This window comes from Prevotella sp. oral taxon 306 str. F0472, assembly GCF_000257925.1.
Lineage (GTDB): Bacteria > Bacteroidota > Bacteroidia > Bacteroidales > Bacteroidaceae > Prevotella > Prevotella vespertina.
The window spans coordinates 17,604-35,609 of the sequence record NZ_AJIN01000061.1; the positions used below are offsets into that span (position 1 = coordinate 17,604).

12 protein-coding genes are annotated in these 18,006 nt (G+C 40.0%); 3 read left to right on the forward strand and 9 right to left on the reverse strand.

Features of this window, described 5'->3' with window-relative positions:
* Positions 1–3,486 (reverse strand): SusC/RagA family TonB-linked outer membrane protein, encoded by a 3,486-nt coding sequence (locus HMPREF9969_RS09365; RefSeq protein WP_009435638.1) that lies wholly within the window; start codon positions 3,484–3,486, stop codon positions 1–3.
* 960 nt (positions 3,487–4,446) lie between these two features.
* Between HMPREF9969_RS09365 and HMPREF9969_RS09370 the strand changes: the two genes are divergently transcribed.
* The gene (locus HMPREF9969_RS09370; RefSeq protein WP_036895620.1) at positions 4,447–5,274 is read left to right on the forward strand and encodes a DUF4595 domain-containing protein; all 828 of its coding nucleotides are present in this window, start codon (positions 4,447–4,449) and stop codon (positions 5,272–5,274) included.
* A 61-nt stretch (positions 5,275–5,335) separates the two neighbouring features.
* Positions 5,336–5,905, forward strand: a complete 570-nt coding sequence (locus tag HMPREF9969_RS13230) for a hypothetical protein (protein WP_009435610.1) — start codon at positions 5,336–5,338, stop codon at positions 5,903–5,905.
* A gap of 150 nt (positions 5,906–6,055) precedes the next feature.
* On the opposite strand, the gene HMPREF9969_RS09380 is transcribed toward HMPREF9969_RS13230, so the two are convergent.
* A complete protein-coding gene (locus HMPREF9969_RS09380) occupies positions 6,056–6,709 on the reverse strand; it encodes a hypothetical protein (RefSeq protein WP_009435614.1) in 654 nt (217 codons plus the stop codon).
* Positions 6,710–7,551: 842 nt separating this feature from the next.
* Here HMPREF9969_RS09380 and HMPREF9969_RS09385 point away from each other — a divergent pair.
* The gene (locus HMPREF9969_RS09385; protein ID WP_036895621.1) at positions 7,552–10,443 is read left to right on the forward strand and encodes a right-handed parallel beta-helix repeat-containing protein; all 2,892 of its coding nucleotides are present in this window, start codon (positions 7,552–7,554) and stop codon (positions 10,441–10,443) included.
* 535 nt (positions 10,444–10,978) lie between these two features.
* Here HMPREF9969_RS09385 and HMPREF9969_RS09390 read toward each other — a convergent pair.
* The 7 genes from HMPREF9969_RS09390 to atpB form a co-directional block, all read right to left on the reverse strand.
* The gene (locus HMPREF9969_RS09390) at positions 10,979–12,340 is read right to left on the reverse strand and encodes a TrpB-like pyridoxal phosphate-dependent enzyme (RefSeq protein WP_009435577.1); all 1,362 of its coding nucleotides are present in this window, start codon (positions 12,338–12,340) and stop codon (positions 10,979–10,981) included.
* Positions 12,341–12,839: 499 nt separating this feature from the next.
* Positions 12,840–13,817, reverse strand: a complete 978-nt coding sequence (locus HMPREF9969_RS09395) for a F0F1 ATP synthase subunit gamma (RefSeq protein ID WP_009435587.1) — start codon at positions 13,815–13,817, stop codon at positions 12,840–12,842.
* A gap of 11 nt (positions 13,818–13,828) precedes the next feature.
* Positions 13,829–15,412, reverse strand: coding sequence for a F0F1 ATP synthase subunit alpha (gene atpA / locus HMPREF9969_RS09400; RefSeq protein ID WP_009435595.1), 1,584 nt, complete (start codon positions 15,410–15,412; stop codon positions 13,829–13,831).
* Between the two features lie 12 nt (positions 15,413–15,424).
* Positions 15,425–15,961, reverse strand: coding sequence for a F0F1 ATP synthase subunit delta (locus HMPREF9969_RS09405; RefSeq protein ID WP_009435612.1), 537 nt, complete (start codon positions 15,959–15,961; stop codon positions 15,425–15,427).
* Positions 15,962–15,967: 6 nt separating this feature from the next.
* Positions 15,968–16,480 (reverse strand): F0F1 ATP synthase subunit B, encoded by a 513-nt coding sequence (gene atpF / locus HMPREF9969_RS09410; protein ID WP_009435626.1) that lies wholly within the window; start codon positions 16,478–16,480, stop codon positions 15,968–15,970.
* Between the two features lie 55 nt (positions 16,481–16,535).
* Entirely contained in the window at positions 16,536–16,775 is a 240-nt protein-coding gene (gene atpE / locus HMPREF9969_RS09415) for an ATP synthase F0 subunit C (RefSeq protein ID WP_009435615.1), read from the reverse strand.
* A gap of 115 nt (positions 16,776–16,890) precedes the next feature.
* Positions 16,891–18,003 (reverse strand): F0F1 ATP synthase subunit A, encoded by a 1,113-nt coding sequence (gene atpB, locus HMPREF9969_RS09420; RefSeq protein ID WP_036895622.1) that lies wholly within the window; start codon positions 18,001–18,003, stop codon positions 16,891–16,893.
* Positions 18,004–18,006 lie beyond the last annotated feature (3 nt).

Consider the following 18,006-nt stretch of genomic DNA (forward strand, 5'->3'; position numbering starts at 1 on the left):
TTAGAATTTTAAATTAACACCCAGAGTAATCTTTCTATTCAATGGATATTCACGTCCATCGTCCTTTCCTGTATAAGGATCTATCACTTCAGGATCTACTCCCGAATAGTTAGTTAGGAGGAAGAGATTCTCTCCGCTAAGGTAGAGATTAGCCTCTTTTATAAAGGTCTTCTTCAACCAGTTCTGTGGGAACTTATACCCCAACACGAGTTGCTTTAGGCGTAAGAAGCTGATTGTCTCTATGTTTGAATCAACGTTACCATCAAATTGTCCGATGTAATCCTTATCTGCGAACTCCAAAGAAGGATATTTCGCATTACGGTTGTTGGTGGTCCAGAAGTCATGAATATTAAACTTATTCATGATAACGCCAAACTCCTTTGTGAAGCTAAAGGCACTGTTCTTGACCATATTCATTACCTTACGACCAAGGGTGTAACTGAAGAGTAAGTCGAGACTAAAGCCGTTCCATTCCAAATGACTATTGAGACCACCATAAGCAGCAGGGAGTGTGCTGCCAGCATAATAGAGGTCTTTATCATCGATAACACCATCATAGTTCTGGTCTTTAATCTTTCTTCCACCTACACGCAAAGGGTTATTTGCTGATTGGAAATACAATGGCATCAACTTACCAGAGGCGTTACGATACATTGGAATATCCTCTTCACGCTGCACTATTCCCTCATCCTTGTAAGTATAAATACCATAGACTGGACGACCAAGCACCTTATCGTTCAAGTCTTCTCCATTATAGGTTTTACGCAACATATTGCGGTTATGTGAGAGATTGAAGCCCACCGTCCAGTTCCACTTCTTATTGCGGATGACATCATAAGAGGCTTCAAACTCAATTCCCTCATTAGAGATTGCAGATGCATTATCCCACATACGTGATGCAAGGAAGACGTTACCAGGGAGGTAAGACTGCATCAAGAGTTTGCTTGAATACTTATAATAATAATCGAGCTTGAGCTTCAAACGATAGTCTAACATCTGAAGATCGAGACCAAGGTCATACTGATCACTCTCCTCCCAAGTCAACTTTGGATTCGCCATGTCTTGTGGTATCAATCCGAGAGAACCATTAAAGACGTTACTTTCTGACATAATACCTAAGGCTAAGTAAGGCTCTTGGAACTTCTGTCCTGACTTACCCCATGAGGCGCGAACCTTACCGAAGCTCAACCACCAAAGCTTCTTCATGAAGGCTTCCTCACTGAATGCCCAGCCTAGACCCACTGATGGGAATGTACCCCAACGAACGTCCTTTCCGAACACACTTGATCCATCAGAACGAATAGACAATTCCGCCATGTAACGTTTCTTATAGCTATAGGCTGCACGCCCCAAGAAGCTGACCATGGATTGTTCCTGCTTATCAGTTCCGAAGCTCTGAGCGGCTCTTATCGTTCCATTATCATTGAAGAGTGAAGGCCAGCCTTCGCCTGCATACTTAATAGAATTGGTTGGACCACCCTTTGCAGTACCATTCAAATTCTGCAAAAGTTCGTGGTTATAGGTCATACCTGCCATCAACTCCAACTTTTGATCATGTGGGAGAAGGAGGTTGTAAGTCAATATATTCTCTGTCTGGATATTGGTCATCGCAATGTTTGCAGCTTGTATCGCAGACTTGAGGTCATAGGTCAGATAATCTGGCGTAAAGCTGTAGACACGTGTGAAATAATGGTCGAGAGAATAAGTTGAAGAGAACTTCAAATTCTTAAGAATATTGTAATTGAAACCTAAGCTCAATCGAATATTATAGTTAGAATTCAACTTGTCAATATCACGTAATTGCCTTAATGCTACACGCTCTGCCGTACTTCCCTTACCTGGCAACAATGTGGAAGTGCGCTTCGGATCGAAAGTCAATCCTTGAGCACGACCTGCATCGGAGCCTGCCTGTTGCGTGGCATAAGAGAGATTAATACGTGTGAAGGCACTCAACTTGGTGGAGAGATTGAAGTCAAGATTACTCAACAAGCTATAACGACGGAAGTTGGAACTAATCATGATACCTGTTTCGTCATAGACACCACCATTCACCATATAACGAAGATTATCGGTTCCACCTGCCAACTGAAGGTCGGCTTTGGTCACACGACCTAAACGGAAGGCATATTTCCACCAGTTTGTTCTATTATTATAAAAGGTGTTCAACGAGTCTTGTGCTATAGCTGGTAAATTGCGATCGCTATTAAGCACCTGACCATTGCGCCATAAGTAGTCATACGAACCATCGTATTCTGCATCCCAACCATAGGAGTCTTTGTAAGATCCTGGATTAATCAGTCGGTCGGTTGTATAGTCATAATGAGACGTACGTTGGTTCTTCGCCAATAGCAAAGCAATATCGCGCTCTCCCTTACCAAGTGTCTGTAATGGTGTGCGTGGCAACCAAGAAAGCGACTGAGAAACATTCACGCTTACCTCTGTACGCCCTGACTTTCCTTTCTTTGTTGTAATCAGAATCACACCATTACCAGCACGCGAACCATAGAGCGAAGCCGAGGCTGCATCCTTCAACACCTGTACAGACTCGATACTTGAGGGGTCGAGAGCGGACAAAGGATTGATACCACCCGTATTCGCATTACCTGTACTATTGACAGGAACACCATCAATAACGAATAACGGACTACCATCATTCACTCCTTGCTGATTCAAAGAACTAAAGCCACGAATAGTGATTCGAGAGCCACCACCGCCTGGCGAACCTGAAAGATTGGTAACATCCACACCCGCCATACGACCTTGCAAGAGATTCTCAAGGCTGGCTGTAGGAGCTTTCTGCAAGTCTTCCACCTTCACAGAGGTTATCGCACCCACTTGCTCACGGGTGTTTCGCTTACCATAAGCAACCACTGTCACCTCGCCCATCGTATAAGCCGAAGAAGGCAAAACAACATTCATTGGTTTTCCAGCGTGATACTTCAAGTTCTTACTCTCATATCCCACACTGGAGAAGCTAATCATGCCCTCTTCCTTCTCTACAGGCATTGTGAAATTGCCATCAATATCGGCAATAACGCCCTGCGACGTTCCTTTAATCTGCACGGTGGCGAATGGAATCCCCGCCCCATCCTTGTCTTTCACCGTACCACTCAACGTGAACTGACCCTGAGTGGCGTTCTTCATCTTAAAGACATTGATGTCCTTCTCACTCACATTATAAGTGAAAGGAGTGTGAGAAAGCAGACTTTGAACGGCTCCCAACTCATCAACCTCATCAAAAGAAATGGTCAATAGCAATGAGTCGTTCCGTACATCATCCGTGTAATTAATCTTATAATCGCCCTTCGTAGCGATAAAGTCTAAGATTTCCGCTACCCCTTTATCCTTGAAAGAAATAGAGAACTTCTTGCCAACCACCTGTGAGAAGGCTGGAGAAGTCCACGAAATCATCAAGAAGAAGGTAGCAAGGAATAGCAAAGAAGGCAATTTCTTCCGTATTCCTGACATGTGTTGGTGATACTTCATTGAATCGTTTTATTGTTTTACTAAGTTTATGATATCAAAATCAGGTAAGGCCGAATACTTTACTTCAATATAAAATAATAACTCCAGTCTGCCTACTTATCATCGTTTGAGAAAACCTTTAGAAAGATTCCAGAACTAATGACTTGCAAATATAAACATATATTTTCACTTAACAAGAAAATCTATGCAGTTTTTTTCCAATTATAACCTTCTAAATCAGAGAAAAGAACTAACTGAAACTAAAATAACAAATTACAAGTGGGCTGTTAGGGACTAATAAAAGGATAATCTTTACCTCATTGAATTGCACAAAGCCCATAGTTTTTTATGCAAAATATACTTTACAATCCGTTTTCTCATTCTAGCTTTACAACGAGAAGAATATAACGAAAAAACAAGAAGATTTCTAGCTTTTTATGAAAAAGTACTATCGTTTTTGTGAAAACGTACCTCCGTTTTGGGTAAAACGTACCTCCGTTTTGGGCAAAACATACCTCCGTTTCAAGTAAAAGGCACCTCCGTTTTGAGCAAAAAGTACCTACTTTTAGACTAAAAATAAGCTCCTTTTTACGGAATTAGTACACAAATCTCTCCTGAAAGATAGCATCCTTACACGCAACTCATTACTTATCAACATCTTACAACAACCCGTCCTTCCTCTCTCATAATTCGCCTATTTACAGAGAAGGGCATTGCTTGCTGAAAAAAACGCAAATACAAGCCCCTCAATTAGCAGTATTTTATTACAAAACATCTCCTCTCATTTCCACATTCTGCAAATAATTTTTAAGTCGTATCAGCCCCTGATGAATCGGAAACAAACCCAAGCTATAATATCATTGCCCGTTGATTCCCCCTCAACCATTATAAACGAATATCCTCCTCAAGCATAAGATTTCCAATAATTTTCCGTATATTTGCAACTAATAGATAACTATTAACAACATAAATGTACTGATAATGAGGAAATCTATTTACTTAGTTTTATTTGTCCTGACATTAGGTTACTGCACTTTCACCTCATGTTCCAAGGATAATAAGCCCATTGAACCCGAGAAACCTACTACTCAAAAGGATATAAATCCACTAAATGTTTTTACAGGAGGAATGCCGCTTAGTTATGGAAAATATAATATTCTCAAGAATAACAAAGGACAGGTTTCCGCCATCCAAGCTAATGATAAAGAACAGAGCATAACCTTTGACTACAAGGAAGAGCTGTCGGATAATAATAACACACCTGATGTTGTTATGATTGTGAAGAGTAAAGAAGAAAAGCTAATACTCAATCTTTTCCTTAACAAGGAAGGCTTTGTAAAACATTGCGACGAAACTGAATATCATCGAGATGATTTATCACAAAAAGAAACATGGGACTTCACCTATAATAACGAGGGGCAACTGCTTTCGATGTTCCGTTCGGAAGGAAACGAACGAACTACTATCGAATATGAGGCAGGGAACATCGTGTCTACAACAGAGAAGTCTGTCAATGGAACCCGAAATAAGACTCACAAGGTTTATTATAATTCGCAGTCAGTCCCATCACCCATCGTAAACAAGGGGTGCATTATGCTATTTGATACTACATTGGGGATCGATATGGACGAGATGCAATATGCTTATTTCGCAGGCTTATTAGGTAAAGCAACAACACATCTACCCGTCCAATTAATTGACAATGAAGGACAAGAAGAGACTTTCACATGGCGTTTGAGCACCTCTGGTTATCCAACTTCCATGATTAGAAGTAATGCTCCTAGCTGGACAAATACATTTGATTGGTAAACGGAGAAAAGCCTTCTGGAGGAATTTATTATAAACATAGAACAAAGAAAAGGTTGCCAGTATGTATAAAGTCATAACCTTCTTTTTATTATTCTTCACTTCTACTCTATATGCGCAAGAGCCCATCTTGGTTAGTGCATATATAGTAGACCGATATCCAGCACAGATACAGAAAGTTGCAGGAGACTATAAAAAGAAGCGTTACTTTTTTATTCGATCTATCAATGGGAACACTTCGCTTGAGAACGACTCTATTATAAGCATACTAAAAGAAGATGCCCGATCTAATAACTACGAAAACGATCTTTATATACAAACTCCACCTTTTACCGATTCAATCTCTAATAAATTAGGACAGATAAGAGTAAGAGTGAAAGGCAAGAAGAGTAAACTTAAATACACATCAATAAATGGGATAAACACTTATATTTATCTTACTTATAGTTTATCTGGACTTGCTAAATATCAAATATACGATTATGATTTCCTTAAATTCCGTAATCATTTAAAGGAGAATCTATCCTTCTGGGGGGATAACATACCATTGATTAATCCAAAGAAGCAATGTCTCGGAGTGTATTTCTTCTATGATTACACGATGAAACAAGTAAGATTAACAATGATGCCATAGAGCGTTTACTGATAAAAGGATGTGCTACAGAGAAGTAATAATCATCCTTATCTGACGAAAGATTCATAATTTCCATCACGAAGTAACATTGGGAAGTGTCGTCGATAAGAGTAAAGAGGATAACTGTCAGCCTCATCCGAAGCTGTAAAATTATACTGATGAGTGACTTGATATTGCGCAGTTGAATTGTGTTGAATTGTGTTCTTCTACATCCAAGTTCATTAAACAGGGCTGACCAAAAGACATTGCGATGAGTATATTGTAATAGTACTTATACCCTTGTCCTGCCATATAGATTAATTCTAATCCTTCTTCTCCTGCTCTTAAATCTTCAAAACCGAACGAGTCTTCTCCCTCAGTGTTACGGATAACATTAGCATATACCCATCTCTTCCCTTTGTATTCAATGATAAGTAGGCGGTCAGTATAGACTGAATCTGTGTTACTATCAGCACCTGCTATCATGGTGACTGGTGACAATATCGCTGCATACATCCCTCGGAATTTAGCTTCCGAACACTTCACATAAAAGTTAGAAATCGTAAAACCTCTCCATTGATAATAGCCCTTGTTGTCTTTGGGGACGGAGATTCTTAGCTGTATGGTATCGTTCTGAAAGCTCATAAGATGTTGAATAGGTTTATTCAAATAATTAGCAACGGTGTCAGCAGTCATATCATAACCATCTTCATCTAATGTATTATGTGACATTCCATTACTAATTGCAATCGTATCGGGCTGGAATACTAATGCCAGGCAGTTATTTGCTAGCATCAAAAGGAATATTAATAGCTTATATTTCATTTCTATTTGATATTTAGTGTACCACTATCTCTGTGCCAAAGATATTAAAAAAACCTGATAAAACAAGCATTCACATCTCTTTTTTCCACCGATGTTCTCCTTTTAAAATATGATGATAAGGATGACTCTCTAAAATCTCAATACACAAAAGTGGGATATTATTGTTATTCAACACAAATATATTATCTTTGCAAATGACATTAGTCGCTCCCTATCAATCTGCCTATAATCAACACACCGCCTTAACGATTCATTCACTGATTTGCAACTTCTTTTATTAAACTAGCATTTACATTTTACTGTCATTCCTGTCACTAATTATCGTCTTATCATCTCCTAAGAACAAAGGATTTATGCGAAGTGTTAAGAATGACTGCAACATAAAACAGAAATAAATCTAGGTTTTTAAGGTACCAAATAACCACGATTCTACTCTTAAAAACTGGAATCCGGCCTTCTCATTGATAGCAATCTTACATCTACAATACCAAAAAAATGATAACAACTTTTTTATTCTATACTTATTAGTTTACATAAAAAACATCAAGACAAAAGTTATCATTAGGACGAAAAAAAATCTTTTGAAGTACTTTTATTCAAGTAAAGCGACCTTATTGGTGGTATCATTGTAAGAAAAGGTTACTTTCTTTTTTTATACAAGCAAGCAGTTATTCGAATATAACTAACAGATAATCAGAAGTTTTAATTTTGTATTAGTTGGATATTGTTTATAATATTATTTTTTAACTCTCACGGCTAATTGGAATGTTCTATATTTGTAAACGAAAAGTTTATACTGAGTATTTATAACTCTCTTGTTAAAGACAAAATTTAGTGAAAGTATGAAAAAGAAATTGTTGTTAGCATTAACACTTTTGCTTACAGGAACCCTCATGATGCATGCAAGCTATGCAGATGAAGTTACTGTACCTGGTGCAAATGCCAATGGACGTGTAGGAGCATTAATGCCTTACACACGTTACGATTCTGAGACGGCAAGGCTTGGAGGCGGAGCTACTCTTGTTAAATCCACAAACTGGAAACGCATGGATATTGCAACGCAGGCTTCTAAGCAGTCATATATAGAATTACCATCAAATGGTTCGTATGCTGAATGGACGATGAAGACTTCTGCCAATGGTGTTACACTGCGTTTCACATTGCCTGATACATCAAATGGTATGGGGCAAAATGGTTCATTAGATGTTTATATCAACGATAAGAAAGTGCAGACGGTTGACCTTACTTCTTATTATATGTGGCAATATTTCTCTGGTGGTCACCCTTCTGATTCAAATGATGGTGGTCCTGGATGTTTCGCCTTTGATGAGACTCACTTCCTTTTGAATAAGCCTTTACACCCTAATGACCGTATTCGCATTCAGAGTTCTGGCGCAAAAGGATTGAAATATGGTGTCGACTTCATCGAAACGGAGATTGTTCCAGAGGAGATCGAACGCCCAGCAGGTGCAATTAGTGTCACCGATTCTAAATATAAACAATATGTTCATGGCAAAGATTATCTGAAGGCTTTCGAGGAAGCTCTAAAGGATGCCGATGCAGGTTCTAAGAAGCTTTACATTCCAGCAGGTACTTATGAGCTTAGTGGTATATGGTATATGTTTGGTTCAGACGTAAAGATTACTGGTGCTGGTATATGGTACACGAACCTTAAGTTTACCAATCCTAACAAATCTGGTGGCGGTATCTCTGGCGGTAATGGCAAACATGGTCCTGATGATTACTGCAAGAACATGGACATTAGCAACTTTTACATCAATTCTAGTCTGAGAAGTCGTTATAACCAAGAAGCTGTCTACAAATGTTTCATGGATGTTTTCAAAGGTGGAAGTGCTATTCATGACATTTGGGAGGATCATTTTGAATGTGGTTTCTGGATTGCTGACTATAATGGAACGATTGATTATAGCAATAATTTGAAGATTTATAATTGTCGAATCCGCAACAACTTTGCGGATGGTGTGAACTTCTGCCAAGGAACATCAAATGCTACTGTATATAATTGTAGTATTCGCAATAATGGCGATGATGGGTTAGCAATGTGGAATGACGATTATCTAGGAGCACATGATGAGAAGAATAACACTTTCGCATATAACACAATTGAATTTATATGGCGTGCGGGTGGTATTGCCATCTATGGTGGTGACGGACATAAGGTTTACAACAACTACCTTGCTGATATGTTTATGGCATCAGGTATCCATTTGAACGACAACTTTAGAGGTCCGAAATTCCAAGCTACACAGAACATCAGCTTTGATAATAACGTGCTTGTACGTTGCGGTACGAATGATGATAGCTGGCATGAGGATCTTGCAGCCGTTGATGTCAGAGGTGGTGTGCGTAACGTAACCTTCAATAATACGAAAATATATGACTCTCCTTTCGATGCGATTCGTATAATTAAAGGTCCAACTGATATCGTATTTAAGAATACTGAGATTCTAGGGGCTTCTCTTGCGGGTCAAACAACGAAGTACTCTACATGGGAACACTCAACAGGTGCTATCCGTTTAGAGAACGATAACGTTAAGTTTATCGATGGACTTAAGATTGCAAACGTAAGTTCTGATAAGGTTGGCAACAATCAAACATGGCCTTTATGGACTGACAATAATAAGGATCGTGCAAAGGCTGTTAACTATGATTATCTAACAGATGTAAGTTACAAAGTTCCAGAGGCACCAGAAGCTGATAAGAATCAAGGTGGTGGTTTGATTGATCCAATGGAAGGCATTACCAACTATGACATTATGCTTAAAGGCTTACGTTGGGAGAATGCAAATGGTAATACGAATCTTAAAGAAGGTGACCAAGTAACATTCAAGACGGCAGTTGTTTCTAACAAGAATATCCCTGCTGGAGTTAGTATTGGCGTAAGAGTTACGGTGGATGGCAAAGATAGTTACATCTCAACGAACTATAAGAATGGTCTGAAAGCTAATCAGCCTATCATTATAACAACAAACACTACTTGGACAGCGCAAGCTGGCGGTCATACGATTGTGGCAGAAGTTGATTACCGCAACTATTTGTCCGATGACATAAATAAGGACAATAATCTCCGAACAAAGAGATTTAATGTACTCGAATCTGCTGATGATAAGGGATCATTCACCCCTGTTACAGGTGGTTACGACCTTGTCGTTACCAAGATTCTCATGAACAAAAAGAGTATCAAGCCAGGTGATAGAGTAAATTTCTCTGCTTATGTTGCCAATGCTGGTGATCAAGATGCACCTGCCGGTCAGCAATTAGGAGTTGAATTTATCATTGATAACAATACAAACGTTATTACGTGGTCGGATAATTACACCCAGGGTGTGAGGTCGCACGCCTTTGCGAAAGTGACGGCAAATGGTGGTCAGCAAGGAAATGAATGGGTTGCGACACCTGGTAAGCACACTGTTACGGCATGGATTGATAACTATAATGGTCGTTACGCTGGTGAGATAAATCACGACAATAACAAGTTTACCATTGAGTTGAATATTCCGCTTGAGGAGATTAGATTCATCGCAAATCCTGATCAGCCAGATGATTTGGGCGATGGAAAGAATACTAACACAGCAATAGAATATATCAGTGTTAGACCTCAGACTAAGGATGAGCACTATTATGACCTACAAGGTCATCGTTATGGTACAACAACTGAGGGCTTAAAGAAGGGTGTTTATATCCATAATGGTAAGAAGATTGTTGTCATGTAATATGACAAATAAGTAGAATTACTCTTCGATAAAAACAAATCATAAGGTCGGTTGGAACTTCTTCCAACCGACCTTTTTTATGCGTTCATCATATTTGACAAATCAAATAATATCTTCACGAAAGAAACCTGTAATAGAAAAGAAATTAACAATGGCAGGTTTTAAAAAAACGATACTACCTTTTCATGAAAACGATAGTACTTTTTGAGCAAAACGATAGTACTTTTTCTTTGAAACGATAGTACCTTTTTTAGAAACGATATTCGCCTAATTTTACGGGGCTTGACCATCCCTAAAAAACAGACTATCAACATCAACAATTATATGGGAATATCATTCCAAAAGGAATTAAGAAGAATCGCATTCAAGCAAGGCGATTAAGCTTTATGGTAGGACTAGATAAACAAAATCCCTTTAGATTCTTCCAGAAACATTAGGACAAAACTGATAGAATTATACTACTTTATGTAAAGAAAAGAGTCGTATCATTACACATTATTGGGTTGATACGACTCTTTTTGATTAAGTAAAAGTATTATATCTTAGGGACAGTCTCAAGGTTCTTTTTAATTTCTTCGTCTGAAAGCGTATAGTTCCTCAGATCACCATTAATATAATTATCGTAAGCAGTCATATCAATAAGCCCATGACCTGATAGATTGAAGAGAATAACCTGCTGCTTGTCCTCTTCTTTTGCCTTATTTGCTTCACGTATTGCTACTGCGATTGCATGACAACTCTCAGGTGCAGGAATGATTCCTTCAGTGCGCGAAAAGAGGATACCTGCCTCAAATGTCTCTAATTGTGGGATGTCGACCCCATGCATATAGCCATCTTTTATCAGCTGACTGACGATGACACCAGCACCATGATAGCGCAAACCTCCTGCATGGATATTGGCGGGTTTGAAATCATGACCTAATGTGAACATTGGCAATAAGGGAGTATAGCCAGCTTCATCACCAAAATCATATTCAAACTTACCCCTTGTCAGCTTGGGACAACTATTAGGTTCTGCTGCAATGAACTCCGTTTTCTTACCATCGAAGATGTTATGACGCATAAAGGGGAAAGCAATTCCTCCAAAGTTACTACCTCCACCGAAACAAGCAATTACCTTATCGGGATATTCTCCCGCCATTTCCATTTGTTTCTCAGCTTCAAGCCCAATAATCGTCTGATGTAATGTTACATGATTCATCACAGAACCTAAAGTATATTTACAATTTGGAGTTGTTGTTGCTAGTTCAATAGCCTCAGAGATAGCTGTTCCCAACGAACCAGGATGAGTGGGATCACGTGTAACAATATCTTTTCCAGCACGCGTTGACATGGAGGGCGACCCTTCGACCATAGCTCCAAAGGTACGCATGATGAGCGAACGATAAGGTTTCTGTTGCATTGATATCTTCACTTGATAGACTGCTGCCTCTAATCCAAAGACTTTCGCAGCATAAGACAAGGCTGCACCCCATTGCCCAGCGCCAGTTTCCGTCGTAACATTGGTAACTCCTTCCTTCTTACAATAGTAGCATTGTGGAATAGCGGAGTTTACTTTGTGCGAACCTAAAGGATTTACACTTTCATTCTTAAAATAAATGTGGGCAGGCGTATCCAATGCTTTTTCTAAAGCGTAGGCACGTACAAGCGGAGTGGAACGATAATACTTATACATATCCAGTACCTCTTCTGGAATATCTATCCATGCGTGTTCTGTATCTAACTCCTGTTTAGAACATTCTTTACTGAATATCTTTGCAAGATCATCTACTCGCATAGGCTCATGAGTAGCAGGATTTAGCGGTGCAAGTGGCTTGTTCGGCATATCTGCCTGGATGTTATACCACTGCGTAGGGATATCTTTTTCATCAAGGAGAAATCTTTTTTGGTGTGCCATAACAATATCTTTTTAATATTTGACAATACTTGTTGTTATCAGACTATATCAATCGCAAAGATACAAAAATGAAATATTAAAAGACAAATATGATGATATTTTTCACAATTACACCCTTAATTTGAAAACAATAGTAACTATTCCTGCATATTATTGCATATATTAAAAGCGATTGATGAGCTGTCTTCATTCTACTATCTGCAGGCTTTATAAAATTGCCCGACCCATTCTATAAAACTATCAAGTATTTCTTATAATCAGTTGCGAGAGCTTCTTTGTTAGGTCAAGTAGTTCTCAACGAGCTGTCCTAAAGACCTTATTAAAACGATGGAACTATTCCTATAAAATAGTCGTCAGAATCTTTCTATCGTTTAAAGCAATCATCGCATCGATTACTATATTCTTCATACTTTGGAAATAGAAAAGGTACAGACTATGAAGAAGTCTGTACCTTTTTTATAAGATAATATCCCATCACAAATACTATGCAATGGCAAAATCAATTATTCACCGTACCTCCGACAATATCCAATAACTCGGATGTAATAGCTGCTTGACGCGACTTATTATATTGCAAGTTGAGCGAACGAAGTAATTCATCAGCATTATCCGTTGCTGTTTGCATAGCCACCATACGGGCAGCGTGCTCTGACGCATTACTATCCAAAAGGGCTGTATAAACCATGAGATGGAGTAACTTTGGTACCAAAGCCTGCAATACAGTAGGCAAATCAGGCTCCACAATAAAGTCATCATTCAATGGAACAACCACTTCACTATCAGTTTTATGCTGATTGGACTGACCTTTCTTCTTCAGATAGTCTTGCGCTGCTTTGGTTGAAATATCCGATGATAGGTCACGCTCATTATCACGATTTAACTCCTCACTGAGATCTATTGGCAAGAAAGGTTTAGACTGTAGAATCTGACTACCAGCACTCTTAAAGTGGTGATAAATCATCTCTACCCTATCAAACTCACCTTTTAACCACTTCTGACCAAGCTCCTTCGCAATATTACGACACTCTTCCGAATTAGGCTTATCAGCAAGGTGTGGATACGGACAAACACAGGTGTAACCACGCTTCTTTGCCGCTTCTGCAACCTTTCTTCCAACTGGATAGATAACAATATCATCGTTAGTTAAACCTTGAGCATGATAATCATCGATTGTATGCTGCATGAGTTTGATGACATTCGCATTAAATCCACCACAAAGCGAACTATCAGAAGAGAACACAAGTAAAGCTACACGCTTCACAGGTCTCTGTACATCAAAAGGAGTCTCAGTATTCGGTGTCGAGACAAGGAAAGCCTTGAGAATATGCTCGAGCATCGCTTCATAAGGGAGCATATTCTCGATTGCATTCTGTGCATGATGCAACTTACTCGATGCAACCATCTTCATTGCACTCGTAATCTTACGCGTGCTTTGGACACTGGCTATGCGAGTCTTTATTTCCTTTAACGATGCCATTATGTATTGTCTTATTTATATTGTCCGGCAATATTGCCCATCACTTCTTCTATTACCTTTATAGAAGAATCCTCTAACTGACCTGCAGCAAGGGAACTGATAACATCGGCATAAGAAGAACGCATACTATCAAGGAATTGCTCCTGACAATGGCGAACCTGATCAACTGGTACATCGCGCATCAAACCATGTACACCGCAATAAAGGATGGCAATCTGCTCTCCTACTGGCATTGGGCTGTACTGAGGTTGTATCAAAAGCTGGTTATTCTTACGACCACGGTCGAGTGTCATTGCTGTCACCTGATCCATATCAGAAGAGAACTTAGAGAATGCCTCAAGCTCACGATACTGTGCCATATCTATCTTCAGTGTTCCCGCCACCTTCTTCATACTCTTCACCTGTGCAGAACCACCTACACGAGATACGGAGATACCAACGTTAATAGCTGGTCGGAAGCCCTGATTGAAAAGGTTTGTCTCAAGATAAATCTGACCATCGGTAATGGAAATCACATTCGTTGGAATGTAGGCTGATACGTCACCAGCTTGCGTCTCAATGATTGGCAAGGCTGTTAAAGAACCGCCACCCTTAACATGTCCCTTCATACTCTCTGGTAGATCGTTCATCTTCTCGGCAATTTCTTGCTGATCGTTGATACGTGCTGCACGTTCCAAAAGACGTGAGTGTAGATAGAATACATCACCTGGATAAGCCTCACGACCTGATGGACGACGAAGAATCAAAGATACCTCACGATAAGCAACAGCTTGTTTTGACAAGTCGTCATAAACGACAAGGGCAGAGTAACCACGATCACGGAAATACTCGCCAATAGCAGCTCCTGCAAATGGAGCATAGTATTGCATAGCAGCAGGATCAGCCGCCGTTGCACTCACGATAATCGTATATGGCAATGCACCACGTTCCTTTAGATTCTGCACTAATGTTGCGACTGTAGATGCTTTCTGACCAATGGCAACATAAATACAATATACTGGCTTACCTTGCTCATAGAAACTCTTTTGGTTGAGAATGGTGTCAACAGCAATAGCAGTCTTACCAGTCTGACGGTCACCAATGATGAGCTCACGCTGACCACGACCAATAGGAATCATTGAATCGACAGCCTTCAAACCTGTTTGGAGAGGTTCTTTCACTGGCTGACGATAAATCACACCAGGAGCTTTGCGGTCCAATGGCATCTCGAAAGAGTCGGTCAAGTCTATATCACCGTTACCATCAATAGCTTCTCCCAGAGGATTTACCACACGTCCCAAGAAGTTGTCATTCACACGGATTGAGGCAATACGATGTGTACGCTTTACGCTTTGTCCCTCCTTGATACCCGTTGGAGGACCAAGAAGAATACATCCGACATTGTCTTCCTCCAAGTTCATGACAATAGCCATAGTGCCATTCTCAAATTCAAGCAACTCATTGGCTTCAGCGTTACGAAGACCATACACACGTGCTACACCATCACCAACGGTCAACACGGTGCCGACTTCATCAAACTTCTCCTCTGAGTTAATGCCTTGCAATTCCTTTACAAGAATCTCAGACACCTCACTTGGTTTAATTTTATCTGACATGTTATTAATTTATTACTTTGTTAATTGTGTGAGGATAGCATTCAGTTTGTTCTTCACACTCGCATCCATCCTGTAAGTATCATACTCTAGTATGAATCCTCCAATAAGCGATGGATCAACTTCTGTGTTGAACTCAACAGTTCCCTGACTACGGGCTTCCACCAATGCTTTCATCTTATTCTCTGTTTCTTCAGAGACGGGTGATGCAGTGATGACCTTACCCTGGATAATATGTTTATGCTTTCTGTACAGAGAAACATAATCATTTGCCATTAACTGTAATAGGTCTTCTCTATCCTCCTTCAGTACAAGGGAAAGGAAGTTACTAACCAACTCGGGACAGTTGTCACCACAGGCTACTTCCAATAGCTTGCGCTTTTTTTCCTTAGGAAGCATCGGACTTTCGATGGTCACACGTAAATCCTTTACTTGCAAGTAAGCCTGAGCAAGGGTCTGCATAATTGCATATATCTTGTCTTCAAGCCCTTGTTCACAAGCAGCCTTGAATAACGCACGAGCATAACGAACCGATATTACACCTGTATCCATAAGCGTTTATTTACTTTCTGTTCCGTTAGAAGAAGCAACTTCATCCAATAAGCTATCGATGAGTTGAGCCTGTTCTGCAGATGTTGTCAACTGCTTGCGAAGAATCTTCTCAGCAATTTGTACAGACAACTCAGCTACCTGTGTACGAATATCACGTATAGCCGCCTGCTTCTGACTCTCAATCTCAGCCTTGGCTTCTGATAGGATTCGAGCACTCTCTTCGTGCGCCTTCTCCTGAGCCTGTTCGACTATGGTATCACGCGTTTGAGACGCTTCACGAAGTATCTGCGCCTGTTTCTCGCGTGCTTCCATAAGCAGCTCCTCACCTTGTTTCTGAATATTAGCAAGCCTCAAGTTAGCTTCCTCTGCTTTTGCTAGACTCTCATCTATATAGTTCTTGCGCTCATTCACCATCTTTATAATGGAAGGGAAGCCCCATCTCCATAGGATGAAGAAGACCACCAGAAAGACAATTGTCATCCAAAAGAGCAAACCACTATCTGGCAATAATAATGACATAAGCTGCTAAATTACTTTTCTTATTACTCTTATTAACTAACTCCTCATGCGTTGTTTAGAATACGCAGAGAAGGGCGATGATACCAGCAAAGAAGGCAACACCCTCTACCAATGCGGCTGCAATAATCATTAATGAACGAAGGTCACCGATCTTCTCTGGCTGACGAGCCATAGCATCCATAGCCTGACCACCGATACGACCAATACCAAGACCTGCACCTACAGCTGCGATACCTGCACCGATTGCGGCGCCTAACTTTGCAGTCTCTGCTGCTAATAACAATGATGTCAACATAGTTTTTTACTTTTAATATTAATTATTTCTTATTATTTATTCCGTTACTCATGATAGATTAGGGAGGTCTTACTACTATTCCAAAGGATTAACTCCCTACTCTATCCTTATTTCCCTAGGCTTTCACCTTCTCTTCTGCAGGCTCATGAACACGTGCCAAAGAGATAAATACAGCACTCAACATCGTGAATACCAATGCTTGAATGAAGCTAACAAGGATCTCCAAAAGCATCATAAAGATACTCATTCCCACACTCACAATGGTCATGGAAGAACTAAGTACAATACCCATAGTCGCCATGATGAAGATAATACAGGTCAAAGCCAATGCAATAGCATGTCCTGCCATCATATTAGCAAAGAGACGCACCATCAATGCAAAGGGTTTTGTAAAGATACCAAAAATCTCAATCACTGGCATCAAAGGTACTGGCACCTTCAACCATGCGGGTACATCTGGCCAAAAGATATCCTTCCAATAATGCTTCGTACCCGAGAAGTTGGTTACTAAGAAGGTACAGATAGCCAAAAAGAAGGTAATTGTAATATTACCCGTGAGGTTTCCTCCACCCGGTGGAAATGGTACAATACCCATGACATTAGCCACAAAGATGAAGAAGAAACAGGTCAATAAGTAAGGTGCATATTTATCTGCTTCCTTACCCAATGTCGGTTTTATCACCTCATCATAGACATACATCACGAACATGTGCATCAATCCAGTGAATCCCTTTGGAGCCTTATCTGTAACCTTGTGACGGCGACACCAGCGTGCTGGTATCAATATACAAAGTAACAGAAGAATAGCATCTATAAAGAGTACACACACCGACTTCGTAATTGATATATCAAATGGGCGCACTTCTGTTCCATCTGGTTTCAATTCAACAATACGTCGTTCATAATCCCCCTTTGTCGCTATAAACAAGTTAGGGTTATTCTTACAAGGACGATAACCAGCGTGTGGACCATGCTCTAAAGGCTCTTCTTCAAAGTCTTCTGCCCAACCTGTATACCAACCATCTGATGTCTTCACGATAACTGGAAGATTGATGATGACAGGTTTATCTCCTATATTCGTAATATGCCACTCATAGGAGTCTTTGATGTGTCCCCACAATATACCTTGCAAGTCCACACCGCCTCCCTTACTCTCAGATGCAGCTGCACCAGGTAAGAGAAAGAACAGCATTACAGCCATGCAAAGCAAATGCTTGAGATATTTCATTCG

Excerpts from the sequence above, each read along its gene's own strand:
- HMPREF9969_RS09385 (WP_036895621.1), top strand. The coding sequence starts at position 7,552 with ATGAAAAAGAAATTGTTGTTAGCATTAACACTTTTGCTTACAGGAACC.
- atpB (WP_036895622.1), bottom strand. The coding sequence starts at position 18,003 with ATGAAATATCTCAAGCATTTGCTTTGCATGGCTGTAATGCTGTTCTTT.
- atpE (WP_009435615.1), bottom strand. The coding sequence starts at position 16,775 with ATGTTGACATCATTGTTATTAGCAGCAGAGACTGCAAAGTTAGGCGCC.
- HMPREF9969_RS09405 (WP_009435612.1), bottom strand. The coding sequence starts at position 15,961 with ATGGATACAGGTGTAATATCGGTTCGTTATGCTCGTGCGTTATTCAAG.
- atpF (WP_009435626.1), bottom strand. The coding sequence starts at position 16,480 with ATGTCATTATTATTGCCAGATAGTGGTTTGCTCTTTTGGATGACAATT.
- HMPREF9969_RS09370 (WP_036895620.1), top strand. The coding sequence starts at position 4,447 with ATGAGGAAATCTATTTACTTAGTTTTATTTGTCCTGACATTAGGTTAC.
- HMPREF9969_RS13230 (WP_009435610.1), top strand. The coding sequence starts at position 5,336 with ATGTATAAAGTCATAACCTTCTTTTTATTATTCTTCACTTCTACTCTA.
- HMPREF9969_RS09395 (WP_009435587.1), bottom strand. The coding sequence starts at position 13,817 with ATGGCATCGTTAAAGGAAATAAAGACTCGCATAGCCAGTGTCCAAAGC.
- atpA (WP_009435595.1), bottom strand. The coding sequence starts at position 15,412 with ATGTCAGATAAAATTAAACCAAGTGAGGTGTCTGAGATTCTTGTAAAG.
- HMPREF9969_RS09365 (WP_009435638.1), bottom strand. The coding sequence starts at position 3,486 with ATGAAGTATCACCAACACATGTCAGGAATACGGAAGAAATTGCCTTCT.
- HMPREF9969_RS09380 (WP_009435614.1), bottom strand. The coding sequence starts at position 6,709 with ATGAAATATAAGCTATTAATATTCCTTTTGATGCTAGCAAATAACTGC.
- HMPREF9969_RS09390 (WP_009435577.1), bottom strand. The coding sequence starts at position 12,340 with ATGGCACACCAAAAAAGATTTCTCCTTGATGAAAAAGATATCCCTACG.